Source organism: Mariniluteicoccus flavus, assembly GCF_054776655.1.
Genome location: NZ_BAAHBN010000004.1, coordinates 216,552 through 229,932 on the forward strand (window position 1 = coordinate 216,552; position 13,381 = coordinate 229,932).

The 13,381-nt window shown below is 71.3% G+C and carries 11 protein-coding genes; 8 read left to right on the plus strand and 3 right to left on the minus strand.

Going from position 1 to position 13,381, the window contains the following annotated elements; all coding sequences use genetic code 11:
- The first annotated feature begins 178 nt into the window (after positions 1–178).
- The 7 genes from ACYVAG_RS09170 to ACYVAG_RS09200 all read left to right on the plus strand — a co-directional run bounded on the left by ACYVAG_RS09170 (position 179) and on the right by ACYVAG_RS09200 (position 8,291).
- On the plus strand, positions 179–889 hold the full coding sequence (locus tag ACYVAG_RS09170) for an FhaA domain-containing protein (protein ID WP_460769020.1): 711 nt from the start codon (positions 179–181) through the stop codon (positions 887–889).
- Positions 889–1,359, plus strand: a complete 471-nt coding sequence (locus ACYVAG_RS09175) for an FHA domain-containing protein FhaB/FipA (RefSeq protein WP_460769021.1) — start codon at positions 889–891, stop codon at positions 1,357–1,359. The genes ACYVAG_RS09170 and ACYVAG_RS09175 overlap by 1 nt, the downstream gene beginning before the upstream one ends.
- Positions 1,359–2,813: a PP2C family protein-serine/threonine phosphatase gene (locus ACYVAG_RS09180; protein WP_460769023.1), complete on the plus strand. Its 1,455-nt coding sequence runs from the start codon at positions 1,359–1,361 to the stop codon at positions 2,811–2,813. The genes ACYVAG_RS09175 and ACYVAG_RS09180 overlap by 1 nt, the downstream gene beginning before the upstream one ends.
- Positions 2,813–4,216 (plus strand): FtsW/RodA/SpoVE family cell cycle protein, encoded by a 1,404-nt coding sequence (locus ACYVAG_RS09185; protein WP_460769025.1) that lies wholly within the window; start codon positions 2,813–2,815, stop codon positions 4,214–4,216. Before ACYVAG_RS09180 ends, ACYVAG_RS09185 begins: the two co-directional genes overlap by 1 nt.
- The gene (locus ACYVAG_RS09190; RefSeq protein WP_460769026.1) at positions 4,213–5,655 is read left to right on the plus strand and encodes a peptidoglycan D,D-transpeptidase FtsI family protein; all 1,443 of its coding nucleotides are present in this window, start codon (positions 4,213–4,215) and stop codon (positions 5,653–5,655) included. The genes ACYVAG_RS09185 and ACYVAG_RS09190 overlap by 4 nt, the downstream gene beginning before the upstream one ends.
- A 110-nt stretch (positions 5,656–5,765) precedes the next feature.
- Entirely contained in the window at positions 5,766–7,634 is a 1,869-nt protein-coding gene (gene pknB / locus ACYVAG_RS09195; RefSeq protein WP_460769028.1) for a Stk1 family PASTA domain-containing Ser/Thr kinase, read from the plus strand.
- Between the two features lie 3 nt (positions 7,635–7,637).
- Entirely contained in the window at positions 7,638–8,291 is a 654-nt protein-coding gene (locus ACYVAG_RS09200; protein ID WP_460769029.1) for an aminodeoxychorismate/anthranilate synthase component II, read from the plus strand.
- Between the two features lie 18 nt (positions 8,292–8,309).
- Here the strand turns inward: ACYVAG_RS09200 and ACYVAG_RS09205 are convergent, their stop codons facing one another.
- Positions 8,310–9,092, minus strand: coding sequence for a DUF881 domain-containing protein (locus ACYVAG_RS09205; RefSeq protein ID WP_460769030.1), 783 nt, complete (start codon positions 9,090–9,092; stop codon positions 8,310–8,312).
- 77 nt (positions 9,093–9,169) lie between these two features.
- On the opposite strand from ACYVAG_RS09205, the gene ACYVAG_RS09210 reads away from it, so the two are divergent.
- Entirely contained in the window at positions 9,170–9,457 is a 288-nt protein-coding gene (locus ACYVAG_RS09210; RefSeq protein WP_460769032.1) for a cell division protein CrgA, read from the plus strand.
- 558 nt (positions 9,458–10,015) lie between these two features.
- On the opposite strand, the gene ACYVAG_RS09215 is transcribed toward ACYVAG_RS09210, so the two are convergent.
- On the minus strand, positions 10,016–11,773 hold the full coding sequence (locus tag ACYVAG_RS09215; RefSeq protein ID WP_460769033.1) for an Hsp70 family protein: 1,758 nt from the start codon (positions 11,771–11,773) through the stop codon (positions 10,016–10,018).
- 31 nt (positions 11,774–11,804) lie between these two features.
- A complete protein-coding gene (lysS, locus tag ACYVAG_RS09220; RefSeq protein ID WP_460769193.1) occupies positions 11,805–13,271 on the minus strand; it encodes a lysine--tRNA ligase in 1,467 nt (488 codons plus the stop codon).
- Between the last annotated feature and the right edge of the window lie 110 nt (positions 13,272–13,381).

The window sequence follows — 13,381 nt, forward strand, 5'->3', positions numbered from 1 at the left end:
TCGACTGGCCATTTCGTGACACCCACCCCTTGATCACTCCACCTAGGATCAGGTCTCCGCGAATGCCTCCTCGACCTCTCCTCGAGACCGGAACGTGCGCCCGCGGAACCAGAATGAATAAGGTAGAGCGCGGTGCGCCATGAACGGCGTGCCCCAACAGACGTGAGGGAGGCGACCCATGGGCTTTCTCGACCGCTTCGAACGCGGCCTGGAGGGCGCGGTCAACGGCGTCTTCGCGCGCGCGTTCAAGGGCGACGTTCAGCCCGTCGAGATCGCGGCCCGGCTGCAGAAGGAGCTCGACTCCGAGGCCAAGCTGATGAGCCGCGACCGCAAGCTCGTGCCGAACGAGTTCGTGATCGGCCTGAGCCAGACCGACTATGACCGGCTCACCCCCTACGGCAAGACGCTGTCCGGCGAGATCATCCCCGAGCTCCGCCAGCACGCGACATCGATGGGGTACGTCTTCAACGGCCCGATCATGCTCCACTTCGAGCTGAACGCCGAGTTGCCCACCGGCCGGTTCACGGTCGACTCCGAGGCCGTCGCGGGCGTCGAGGCCAACGAGCCCGCCACCCGCACGACCGCCCATCGGGCCCAGATGGTCGTCGAGGTCAACGGCATGCGCCACCCGCTGGTGCCGCCGGGTGTGGTCATCGGTCGCGGTTCCGAGGCCGACCTGCGCGTCAACGACCCCGGCATCTCGCGGCGCCACGCCGAGATCCGCGTCAGCGGCTCGGCGCCCAACCTGACCTACGAGATCGTCGACCTCGGCTCGACCAACGGCATCACGGTCGACGGCCAGAAGGTGCGCCAGGCGCTGCTGAACTCGGGCTCGCGCATCGAGATCGGCAACACGCGCATGCTCGTCCACGCGCCGTCGGGACGCTGATGTCCGCGATCGCCGTCACCCTCCTCAAGGTCCTGTTCCTGGCCCTGCTCTGGCTGTTCATCATGTCGGCGGCCGGCATCATCAAGACCGACCTGTTCGGGCGCAGCGTCCCGAGTTCCGAGCTCCCCCGCGACCTCGACTCCCGCAAACAGCGCCGCCGCCGCATCAAGAAGGGCGCCCCGCGCACGTTCGCCATCGTCTCGGGCGACCAGGCCGGCATCAGCGCCGACCTGTCCGACGGCGTGGTGCAGATCGGGCGCAGCGCCGACTGCCAGATCATCCTCGACGACGACTACGTCTCCACGCGCCACGCCCGCCTGCAGGTCGACAACCGCGGCGGCTGGTTCATCGAGGACCTGGGCTCGACCAACGGCACCTACGTCAACGGCCAGCGCATCACCGCGCCCACGACCGTCACCCTCGAGGACGCCGTCCGCATCGGCCGCACCCAGTTGAAGCTGGAGGCCTGATGAGCGACGAGTTCGACACCGAACACCGCGACGCAGAGACCCCCGAGGCCGGCCCCGCCCTCCACCTCGCGTACGCCACCCACTCCGAGATCGGCCTGGTCCGCAAGAACAACCAGGACTCGGGGTACGCGTCCCCGCACCTCCTCGCCGTCGCCGACGGCATGGGCGGCGCCGCCGCGGGTGACCTCGCGTCGGCCGTGGCCATCCAGATGGTCCGCCGGGCCGACCGCGACGAGCCGGTCACCGGCGACGAGATGCTCGAGCTGCTCGCCGGCGTGCTCGACCAGGCCAACGACAAGATCGCCGACCTCGTCGCCGACGACCCGATGCTCGACGGCATGGGCACGACGTTCACCGGCGCCCTGTTCGACGGCCACCAGCTCGGCCTGGTCCACATCGGAGACTCCCGCGCCTACGTCCTGCGCGACCGCGAGCTGACCCGCCTCACCCACGACCACTCCTGGGTGCAGTCGCTGGTCGACGAGGGCAAGATCTCCGAGGAGGAGGCGGCCTATCACCCCCACCGCAGCCTCCTGCTCAAGGTGCTCAACGGCCACGCGGCCAACGACCCCGACACCGGTCTGGTCGACGTGCGGGCCGGCGACCGCCTGCTGCTGTGCTCCGATGGCCTGTGCGGTCTGGTCGAGGACGGGCTGATCCGCGACATCATGCTGCGCCACACCGAACTCGACGAGGTCATGCGCGAGCTCGTCGAGGAGGCCCACCACGAGGGCGGCATCGACAACATCACCATCGTGCTGGCCGACGTGGTGGACGACGACGCCGCGTCCACCACGGGCGCCCGCGTCCTCGGCGCCGCCGAGGATCGCGCGATCCCCGCGGTCGGCCGCCGCGACGAGGACGCCCTGCGCCCCTCGCCCGCCTCGACCGACGACGCCCCCGTTCCCGACGCGCCCGGCCCCACCCAACGCGCCGCCGCCTCCCCCGTCTCGGCGGTCAACGACGAGGAGGAGGGCGCCCGCTATGCCCCCCGCCTCGCGCCCCGCCGCCAGCTGTGGCGTGGCCTGCTCGTCGCCCTGGCCTGCATGGCACTCGTCGCCGGCGCCCTGTTCGCCGGGTGGTCGTGGTCGCGTACGCAGTTCTATGTGGGCGCCTCCCAGGGCAACGTCGCCATCCATCGCGGCATCGCGCAGCAGGTGCTCGGGCAGCCCCTCGGCGAGGTCGTCGAGGTCGAGCCCACGCGCCTGGACGACCTGCCGCCCTATCTGCGCCAGCGCGTCGAGCGCACCATCACGGCCACGACGCTCGAGGACGCCCACCGCGTCGCCGGTGAGCTGAGGTCGGCGGCCGACCGGTGCATCCGCGTACGCCAGTCCCGCGACCAGCCGCCCACCGCGCCGCCCACGGCGCCCCCGGCCGACCCGAACGCCACGCCGGCCCCGACCCCCACCCCCTCCCCCGTCGCCACACCGGATCCGGGCGGAGACTGCTGATGGCCGAGCACGTCGTCGTCTACCGGCGGCGCCGCAATGTCGAGCTCGCGATGGTGGTGTTCGCGCTCGCCATCGGGTTCGCGGCGTACGCCCTGACCGAGCTGAACCTGTTCGGCGCCCTCGCGCCCCAGTGGCCGATCGTGGCCGGCCTGTGGGCGGCGATCGGGCTGGCGGCCCACGCCGTGGTGCGCTGGCGGACGCCGTACGCCGACCCCCTCATCCTTCCCTGCGTGCTGCTCCTCAACGGCCTCGGTCTGGCCATGATCCATCGCATCGACAAGATCCCCGAGCCGATCCGTCATGACGCGACCACCCAGTTGATGTGGACCGCGATCGGCGTCGTGCTGTTCGCCGTGGTCGTGGTGGTCGTCCGCGACCACCGGCCGCTGCAGGGCTACACCTACACGCTGTTCGTCGCCGGCCTGGTGCTCCTGCTGATGCCGCTGCTGCCGGTGATCGGCCACGAGGTCTACGGCAGCCGCATCTGGATCAGGATCGGCCCCTACTCCTTCCAGCCCGCCGAGGTCGCCAAGGTCGTGCTGGCCATCGCGTTCGCGAGCTATCTCGTCGAGAAGCGCGAGGTGCTGGCGCTCGCCGGCGCCCGCTTCCTCGGCATCGACCTCCCCCGGCCCCGCGACCTCGGTCCCATCCTGATGATGTGGGTCGCCTCGCTCGCCGTCCTGGTGTTCCAGCGCGACCTCGGCACCTCGCTGCTGTTCTTCGGCCTGTTCGTGATGATGCTCTATGTCGCCACCGAGCGCCCCAGCTGGGCGATCCTCGGCACGCTCCTGTTCGCCGCGGGCGCCTACTCGGTCTATCTGCTGGCGAAGGCGACCGGCAGCTTCGGCCACCTGCTGGTCCGCGTCAGCGCGTGGCTCGACCCGTTCTCGAACTACGACCAGAACCAGCAGGTCATCAACGCGCAGTTCGGGTTCGCGTACGGCGGCATGCTCGGCACCGGCTGGGGCCTCGGCCGTCCCGGCCTCACGACGTTCGCGAAGAGCGACTTCATCGCCGCCGCGATCGGCGAGGAGGTCGGCATGGCGGGCCTCATGGCCGTGATCATGGTCTACGGCCTCATCGTCGCCCGCGGCCTGCGCGCCGCGCTGGCGGCCAAGGAGCCGTTCGGCAAGCTGCTCGCCTGCGGCCTCTCGTTCACCTTCGCGCTGCAGGTCTTCGCCATCATCGGCGGCGTCACCCGCCTGCTGCCGCTGACCGGCCTCACCACGCCGTTCATGTCGCAGGGCGGCTCGTCGCTCGTCGCCAACTGGGTGATCGCCGGGCTGATGCTCGTGATCTCCCACCAGGCCCGCAAGCCCGTCGCGTCGGTCACCAGTGAACGCGGCATGCCCATGTCGGCCTCCGACGCCGACACCACCCAGGTCATCGGGGGACGCGCATGAACCGTCCGATCCGCCGCGTCGCCATCGTCGCGATGCTCATGTTCACCATGTTGCTGGCCAACGGCACCTACACGATGATCGTGCGCCAGAACTCCCTGCTCGAACACCCGCGCAACAAGCGCCAGCGCGACGCCGACTTCGGCCAGGACCGCGGCCCGATCCTGGCGGGCTCGACGCAGATCGCGAAGACCGTGGCGTCGAAGGACCGGTTCCGGTTCCAGCGCACCTATCCCGAGCCGTTCGCGTACGCCCCGGTGACCGGCTTCTACGCCTACGAACACCCCGCGCCGAGCGGGCTCGAGCAGTCGAAGACCCGCGTGCTCGCCGGCTCCGACGACTCCCAGCTGATCCGCCGCATCATCGACCTCACGACCGGCGAGAAGCCGACGGGCGCCACCATCGAGACCACGATCAACCCGAAGGCCCAGAGGGCCGCGTACGAGGCTCTCGGCGACCGCAAGGGCGCCGTCGTGGCGCTCGATCCGCGCACCGGCGCGGTGCTGGCGATGGTGTCGACGCCCAGCTATGACCCCAACAAGCTGGCCGTCCACGACGTGGCCGAGTCGAACAAGGCCTACCAGGCGCTCGCGAAGGATCCCGGGAAGCCGCTGACCAACCGTGGCACCCGCGAACGCTACCCACCCGGCTCGGTGTTCAAGCTGGTCACGGCTGCGGCGGCGCTCGAGGCCGGCAAGCGCCCCGACACCCAGGTCGCCTCGCCCGAGCGGCTGAAGCTGCCCCAGACGAACACCTACCTCGGCAACGACTCGAACTGCGGCGGCGAGAACGTCACGATCGACCAGGCGTTGAAGGTGTCCTGCAACACGGCGTTCGCCAATCTCGGCATCGAACTCGGCGCCGACGCGCTGCGCAAGAAGGCGGAGGCGTTCGGCTTCGGCACGCGCCCCCTGGCCGACCTCAACGCGGTGGCCAGCGTCTATCCCGACAGGCCCAACGCACCCGAGACCGCGCTGACGGCGATCGGCCAGCACGACGTCGCGGCCACCCCGCTGCAGATGGCCATGGTCTCGGCGGCGATCGCGAACGGCGGTGAGCTGATGGAGCCCTACATCGTCCAGTCCGTACGCGCGGCGAACCTCGCGGTCATCGACAGCCATCGGCCCCACTCGCAGAGTCGTCCGATGACGCGCGAGGCCGCGGGCCAGCTCGCCGAGATGATGGTCCACGTCGTCGAGGACGGCACCGGCGCCAGTGCCCGCATCCAGGGCAAGTCGGTCGGCGGCAAGACCGGCACGGCCCAGCGGGACCTGTCCAAACCGCCGTACGCGTGGTTCACCGCGTTCGCCAAGGACGCCTCGGGGCAGCCGACCATCGCCGTCGCCGTGTTCATCGAGGAGGCCGACATCGAACGCAACGACATCGCGGGTGGGCGTCTCGCCGCCCCGATCGCCAAGAAGGTCATGGAGGCGGTGCTGTAATGGATTCCCACGGACCCGACGACACGCGAGGGCGCCACGAGTTCGAGGGCGAGGACGCGCGCACCGACGCGTTCCCCGCTGATGAGAGCCGACCGCGAAGGGGCGTCCCGATGGACGAGCAGCCGACCGCCCCGATCTCCGGCAGCCCCGCCGGGCGCCTGCTGGGCCACCGCTATGAGCTCGGCGAGGTCATCGGCCGCGGCGGCATGGCGGAGGTGCGCCGGGCGTACGACACCCGGCTGGGCCGCCAGGTCGCGGTCAAGGAGCTGCGCGTCGACCTGGCCAGCGACCCCACGTTCCAGGCCCGGTTCCGTCGCGAGGCCCAGTCGGCGGCCGGGCTGAACCACCCGAACATCGTCGCGGTCTATGACACGGGCGAGGAGACCGACGAGCGGTCGGGTCTGGGCGTGCCCTACATCGTCATGGAACTCGTCGAGGGCCACACGCTGCGCGACGTGCTGCGCGACGGCCGCAAGATCCTGCCGGAGCGCGCCCTCGAGCTGGCCCAGGGCGTGCTGGACGCGCTGAGCTATTCCCACCGCGCCGGCATCGTCCACCGCGACATCAAGCCCGCCAACGTGATGTTGACGCCGCAGGGCCACGTGAAGGTGATGGACTTCGGCATCGCCCGCGCGGTGGCCGACACCTCGACCTCGATGACCCAGACGGCGGCGGTGATCGGGACGGCGCAATACCTGTCGCCCGAGCAGGCGCGCGGCGAGACCGTCGACAACCGTTCCGACATCTATTCGGCGGGCTGCCTCCTCTATGAGCTGCTCGTCGGTCGCCCGCCCTTCATCGGCGACTCCCCCGTGTCGGTGGCCTACCAGCACGTCCGCGAACTGCCGGTCCCGCCCAGCCAGCTCGACGAGATGATCACGCCCGAGATCGACGCCATCGTGCTGAAGTCGCTGGCCAAGGATCCTGCCGAGCGCTATCAGACCGCGCGCGACATGCGCGACGACATCGCCCGCCTGCTCGCCGGACAGGAGATCACGGCCTCGCTGCCGGCCGCCGTGCCGGGCGTCGCCACCTTCGGCGAGCCGACCGGCGAGACACGGGCGATCTCGCCCGCGCCCGCGCCGATCGTCCACGAGGACGAGGTCGACGACGAGGATGAGCCCAGGAAGAAGGCGTGGCCGTGGATCGTGGGCCTGTTGTTGGCGGCGCTGCTGGTCGTCGGCGGGCTCGTGTGGTGGTTCAACTCCCGGCCCGCCGCGCCCGACGTCCCGGTGAGGCCGGCACAGGTGTCGGTGCCCCGCGTCCAGGGCACCAGCCGCGTGGCCGCCGAGAACGCCGTCCGTGACGCCCAGCTCAAACCCGTCGTCACCGAGGAGCAGGGGGCCGACGACCCGACGATCGGCACCGTCACCCAGCAGTCCCCCGAGGGCGGACGGCTGGTCGACCCCGGATCCGAGGTGCGGATGACCGTCAACGTCGGACCCCGGAAGGCCCAGATCCCGGGCGGGCTGATCGGGAAGGACAAGGACGAGGTGCGGCAGGCCCTCGAGCAGGCCGGATTCACGTCGATCGAGTTCGCCGCGGCCCAGAGCGACCCCGCGGGGGCGAAGGCCGACCAGGTCACCGCGATCGACCCGGCGGAGGGCCAGTCGGTCCCGACCTCGGCCCGGATCACCGTCACCCACGCCACCGGACGATCGACCGTCCCCGACTGGACCGGCCTCAACCGCGCCGGCGTGGAGCGCGAGGCCAGGGCGCGCGGCTTCACCAACATCGCGTTCGAGGACGCCGAAGTGACCGACTCGAGCAAGGCCGGCCTGGTGGTGGGCTCGAAGCCGACCGCCGGCACGACCGTCGACCGCGGGTCGCGGATCGTCGTCTACCTCGGCAAGCTCAAGTCCACCCCGACGCCCACCCCGACGCCGACGCCGACGCCGACCCCCACGCCGACGCCGACCCCGTCGCGGGTCCCCACGCCGACCATCCCCACGACGATCGCCCCGACCCCGGGGGGCTGAGCCATGACCCGGATCCTGGTCGTCGACAACTACGACTCGTTCGTGTTCAACCTCGTCCACTACCTCGCCCAGCTGGGGGCCGAGGTCGAGGTGAGGCGCAACGACGAGGTCGGGCCGCTCGAGTCCGTTCCCGCCGCATTCGACGGGGTGCTCCTGTCCCCAGGACCCGGCACGCCGGAGGATGCGGGGGTCTGCATCGAACTGATCCGGACGCTCGGCGGCCGCGTACCGATCTTCGGGGTGTGCCTCGGGCTCCAGGCGATCGCGGTCGCGTACGGCGGGGTCGTGGGCCGCGCCCCGGAGCTGCTGCACGGCAAGACCTCACCGGTGCAGCACGACGGCCGCGGGGCGCTGGCCGACCTGCCCAACCCGTTCACGGCGACGCGCTATCACTCGCTGGCCATCACCACGCTGCCGGACGCGCTGGAGGTGTCGGCGCGCACGGAGTCGGGCGTGATCATGGCCGTACGCCACCGCGACCTCCCCGTGGAGGCCGTCCAGTTCCACCCCGAATCGGTGCTGACCGAGGGCGGTCACCGCATGCTCGCGAACTGGCTGACCGCCTGCGGGGCCCTGGACGCGGCCGACCACCTGGCGGACCTGCCGCCCGTACCGTTCGCGGTCGTCGGGGAGCGCACGGCCCAGGCCGCTCGCTGACCGCGGGGCCGGACGGCGTCAGCCGAGTGGGCGGGCGTGCTCCAGGCGCACCGGTCCGAGATAGCCCGGCAGCGTGACCTCGCCGTCGGTGCGCTGCGCGTAGCCGAGGTGATAGGTGTCGACATACTGCTTGTAGACCCGCACGAACTCCGACCGGCCCAGCCCGCGCTCGAGCCGCCCCGGGTCGCCGATGGCGGTGATCACGTAGGGCGGGGCGTACGGGGTTCCGTGGAGGACCACGGTGTTGCCCACACACTTGATGCCGGTGGTCGACGTGACCCGCTGGCCCTGGATCGTCATGGCCTCCGCCCCACTCCCCCACATCACGTTCACGATGGCCTGGATGTCCTGCTGATGGACCACGAGCAGGTCCTGGTCGACACCCGGCGCGGTCACCGAACTCGGCGCATCGCTCAGGGTCACCGTGACCGCGGGGCCGCGTACGGGGGTGAGGCCGGCCAGCGCCGCCGCCGAGCCCACGCGCTCGGAGAGGTCGGGCTCGGCGTTCTGGGCCGCCGCGAGCCGGTCGACCTCCTCGCGGAGCGCGGCTGCCCGGGCTGACAGGTCGGCATTGGCGCGGCTGCGTGACCGCACGAGGTCGATGAGGTCGGTGTTGCGTCCGGGCCGCAGGTCGGTGCCCCGGGCGCTCAGGCTCGAGACCGTGATCATCAGGCCGATCGCGACGCACACCAGCGCCGTCACCACACGCGCCCCCGGCGTCCGACCCGCGTCACGGACGCGCCGGAACTCGCGCGCGCGCCGCACCGCAGCGACGGCGCGAGCGACCAGTCCGTCGGCCATCGGTCTCCCTCCAGATCGTCGCCGTGTGCCTTCTGCCCCCGGATTGACTACGCTAGCGGCGAACCAGAGGAGGAGCGTTGCCCGAGTCAAAGGTACGCAAGACCGCAGAGGACAAGAAAAAGGTCCAGCGGCACAACGACGAGGTGGACACCCGTCGGGAGAAGTCCAAGGTCGTGGCCCCGGGGTCGCGCCGCTGGGTGCCCCCCACGTTCATCACCGTCGGCCTGCTGGGCGTGATCTGGCTGGTGGTCTACTACATCGCCGGTCGCGACGTTCCGTTCATGAACAAGCTGGGCGACTGGAACATCCTGATCGGAATGGGCCTCATGGCGTCGTCGTTCGGGATCGCGACGCTCTGGAAGTAGGTTCTGCTCTTCGTCGTGGTGTGTGTGGTCTGGTTGGGCTGCCGCGGTGGGGTCGGGGACTGCGGTTTGCGGCTGGGACGCCGAGCCGTGCGTTCTCTGGTTCCGTTGGGCTCGCGGCGTCTTTACGCCGCTTCACCGCAGTCCCCGACCCCACCGCTTGAACCAGATCACCCCCGCCCCACGTCTGCGAACCCTTCCGGCGTCACCTCCCTCACTTGGGAGGGGCTGGGTTCGCCGTGCGCGCGACTTTTCGCTCGACAGTGGCGATCTCGGGCCCTGAAATCGCCTCGAGATCGGCACTGATGAGCGATCTGTCACGCCCACCCCTCGTCGGCATGCGGGTTCCACGACGTGGTGAGGGTTGGTGGGCCGGGGTTTCGCCGGGGTCGGTTCTCGCTGGCGCGGGGCCAGTCCGCTTCAGGTGCGTGGGCGGGGCGGTGGCTGGGAGCTCTGTGAAGCGGCGTAAAGACGCCGCGAACCCAACGTGACCAGAGAGCGCACGGCTCGGCGTCCCAGCCGCAAGCGGAGCTCGCAGCCACCGCCACGCGCACACCCAACCTAAAGCCGGTTGTGCCCCACCCAGAACGAGTACAGATCCCCCAGCGAAACCCCCGGCGCCGCATAGCCCGCCACCACAGGCGTGCCCGCCTCGGTCCAGAACACCGCCGAGTTGTTCGCCGTGCACGCCACGCGGCCCCGGCGGCCCTCGATGTCATAGGGGCCCACGCCCGGGGACGGGCACTGGCGCGAGTCGTCGACGCCGAGGTCGAGCAGTTGCGCCGCGGCCTGGGCCTCGTCGGCGAACAGCGTGTAGGTCACCCAGCCCGATCCGTCGCCCAACTGCACCGCATTCGGGCACGTCATCTGGACCAGCTCGCCGCCCGGGCCCGGCTGGTCGTCGAACTCGCAGTCCTTCTCGTCGCGCGACACCAGGGCCGAGAGGCGGGCGCGGTCGGCCAGCTCCTGGGCCGTGGGCGGGTCGGGGGTGTCTGCCGGCATCGGCGTGACGCTGCCCGCGGCCGGCGGGCGGGCCGACGGGGCGTTGGGGCGTTCCCACGGCCGCATCAGGGCGAGGACCGCGACCGCGACGAGCGCCAGCGCTGCCGCGACCAGCGGGACCGTGTGCGACCGGCGGCGACCGCCCGTCGGGTGGGCATCCGCGCTCACGGCCTCCGACTCCACCGGTTGCGCAGACTCCGCCGGCTCCATCGGAGGCGAGGCGGGCGGCGTGGCCGCGTCACCGCCGTGGGCCGCGGCGTGGGCCAGCGCACCGAAGACCACGGCGGTGGCCGGCTCCGGCAGGGTGTCCACGTCGCGTCCGAGGGCGGCGCTGAGCCGGTCCCGCAGACCCGGCAGGCGGGACGCTCCACCGACCGCCACGACGGCCCCGACCTCCGCGAGGGACAGGCCGGACCGCTCGGTCACCGAGCGCACCTCGTGCGCCGCCAGATCGGCCAGTGCGCCGGCCAACCGCTCCACCCGTTCCGCACCGATCTCCACCGTGGCCGAACCGTCGTCGCCGTCCACCGTCACGGGCACGACCGTGGGACCGCCCGCCGCGAGCGCGAGGCGGGCCTGGCGTACGCCCTCCCGCAGCCCCAACATCGCCGGGCCGCTGCGCTCGGCGACCAGGTCGTCGGCCAGGTCGGCGCGACCGCCTGCCCGCAGTTCATCCAGCATGTGGCGGATCAGCGCCGCGTCCACGCGGTTGCCGCCCGACGCCGTCGCACCGGCGGCCAGCACGCGGGGTGCGCCGGCGCCGCGGTCCACGAGCGCCACGTCGGTCGATCCCGCGCCGACGTCGACCACGCAGAGGGTGCGTGCCGGTCCCGCGTACGCCGTGGCCGCCGCCACCGGTTCAGCCACGAAGACCACGGGACCCGCGTACGCCTGCCTCGCTGCCGCCTCGAGCCGCTCCCGCCGAAGGTCGTCCCAGCCGAACGGATGGGTCAGCACCACCGAGCGTGGGGCGTCGCCGCCCGTTGCCGCCGTCGCCCGCGCGATCACGTGACGCAGTTGGGCGGAGATGAGGTCGACGATGGCGACGGATCGCTCGCCGATATGCAAGGCATCGTCGCCGAGGTGGGTCCGCGGGTTGGCCAGCAGGTGGTCGGACGCCCGGCGCGAGCAGCGGGCGGCCACGTCACCGACATGGATCCTGACGCCGTCACCGGCCTCCTCGACCACGACGGCCGACGACATGGCGGGGCCGTCCTCGCCCAGGCCGACCAGTCGCGGCTCCGGTTCTCCGTCGATCCAGACCGCGGCCAGCGTCGAGGTCGTGCCGAGGTCGACGCCGAGCACCCAGCTGGCCACCGTCACTCCTTCGGTCGGGCGAGAACGGCGGTCAGGCGAGCGGCTTGAGCAGCGGGAACAGGATCGACTCGCGGATGCCGACACCGGTGAACAGCATCACCAGTCGGTCGATGCCGAGTCCGAGGCCGCCCATGGGCGGGGCGCCGAACTCCAGCGCGGCGAGGAAGTCCTCGTCGAGCTGCATGGCCTCGGGGTCACCGGCGGCCGCCGCCAGTGACTGCTGCACGAGCACCTCGCGCTGGATCACCGGGTCGATGAGCTCGGAGAATCCGGTGCCGCGCTCCATGCCGCCGATGATGAGGTCCCACGCCTCGATGAGGCGGGGCTCGTCGTTCTGGCGGCGGGCGAGCGGCTGGGCGAGCGCCGGGTAGTCACACACGAACGTGGGCTGGATCAGGTCGGGCTCGACGAGCTCGCCGAACAGTTCCATGACGAGCTTCTGGTCGCCCCACTTCGGGTCGTGCTCGACCTCGTGGGCGTCGGCGATCTCGCGCAGGCGCTCCACGGGGGTGTCGAGGGTGATCTCCTCGCCCAGCTTCTCCGACAGCCCCGGATAGACCGAAAGCCACCGCCACTCGCCGTCGAGGTCGATCTCGTGGTCGCCCACCGTCACCGTGCGGGGCCCCAGGGCGTCGGCCGCGTCCACGACGATCTGCTGGATCAGGGCGGCGATCGAGCGCTGGTCGCCCCACGACTGATAGGCCTCCAGCATCGTGAACTCGGGCGCGTGGGACGAGTCGATACCTTCGTTGCGGAAGATGCGGCCCATCTCATAGACGCGGTCGGCGCCGCCGACCATGGCGCGCTTGAGGAACAGCTCCAGCGCGATGCGCAGCGTCATCGGCAGGTCGAACGCGTTCAGGTGGGTGTGGAACGGCCGCGCGGCCGCACCGCCGTGGATCAGCTGCAGCGTCGGCGTCTCGACCTCGAGATAGCCCTCCCGATGGAGGGTCTCGCGGATCGACCGCGTGACGGCCGCCCGCGTACGGACCATGTCGCGCGCGTCCTGGCGCACCGTCATGTCCGCATACCGCTGGCGTACGCGCGCCTCCTCGCTCATCTCCGAGTGGAGGTTCGGCATGGGGCGCAGCGCCTTCGACGCCATCTGCCACTCGGTGGCCATGACCGACAGCTCGCCGCGGCGCGACACGATGACGCGACCGCGGACGAACACGTGGTCGCCGAGGTCGACGTCGGACTTCCAGGCCGCCAGCGCCTCCTCGCCCACCTCGGCGAGCGACAACATCACCTGGAGGCGCTCGCCCGGGCTGTCGACGGTGAAGCCGTCCTGCAGTGTCGCGAAGGCGAGCTTGCCCGTGTTGCGGATGAAGACGACGCGGCCCGTGACCCCCACGACGTCCTGTGTCTCGTCCCCGGTCTCGAGATGGCCCCAGCGCTCGCGGACCTCGCGCAGCGCATGCGTGCGGTCGACCTTCACGGGATAGGCCTCGCGCCCCGACGCGAGCAGCCGGTCGCGCTTCTCGCGGCGCACCTTCATCTGCTCCGGCAGGTCGGCGGCGAGGTCGTGGTCGGGCTGGGCGCTGGTGGGCTGGTCGGTCACCCGCCAAGCCTAGCGAAACCGCCCGCCCGGAGGCATGTCCCTGACCG

Bases quoted from the DNA above. Each gene is read 5' to 3' on its own strand.
- ACYVAG_RS09170 (WP_460769020.1), top strand. From the start codon at position 179: ATGGGCTTTCTCGACCGCTTCGAACGCGGCCTGGAGGGCGCGGTCAAC.
- ACYVAG_RS09175 (WP_460769021.1), top strand. From the start codon at position 889: ATGTCCGCGATCGCCGTCACCCTCCTCAAGGTCCTGTTCCTGGCCCTG.
- ACYVAG_RS09180 (WP_460769023.1), top strand. From the start codon at position 1,359: ATGAGCGACGAGTTCGACACCGAACACCGCGACGCAGAGACCCCCGAG.
- ACYVAG_RS09185 (WP_460769025.1), top strand. From the start codon at position 2,813: ATGGCCGAGCACGTCGTCGTCTACCGGCGGCGCCGCAATGTCGAGCTC.
- ACYVAG_RS09190 (WP_460769026.1), top strand. From the start codon at position 4,213: ATGAACCGTCCGATCCGCCGCGTCGCCATCGTCGCGATGCTCATGTTC.
- pknB (WP_460769028.1), top strand. From the start codon at position 5,766: ATGGACGAGCAGCCGACCGCCCCGATCTCCGGCAGCCCCGCCGGGCGC.
- ACYVAG_RS09200 (WP_460769029.1), top strand. From the start codon at position 7,638: ATGACCCGGATCCTGGTCGTCGACAACTACGACTCGTTCGTGTTCAAC.
- ACYVAG_RS09205 (WP_460769030.1), bottom strand. From the start codon at position 9,092: ATGGCCGACGGACTGGTCGCTCGCGCCGTCGCTGCGGTGCGGCGCGCG.
- lysS (WP_460769193.1), bottom strand. From the start codon at position 13,271: ATGAAGGTGCGCCGCGAGAAGCGCGACCGGCTGCTCGCGTCGGGGCGC.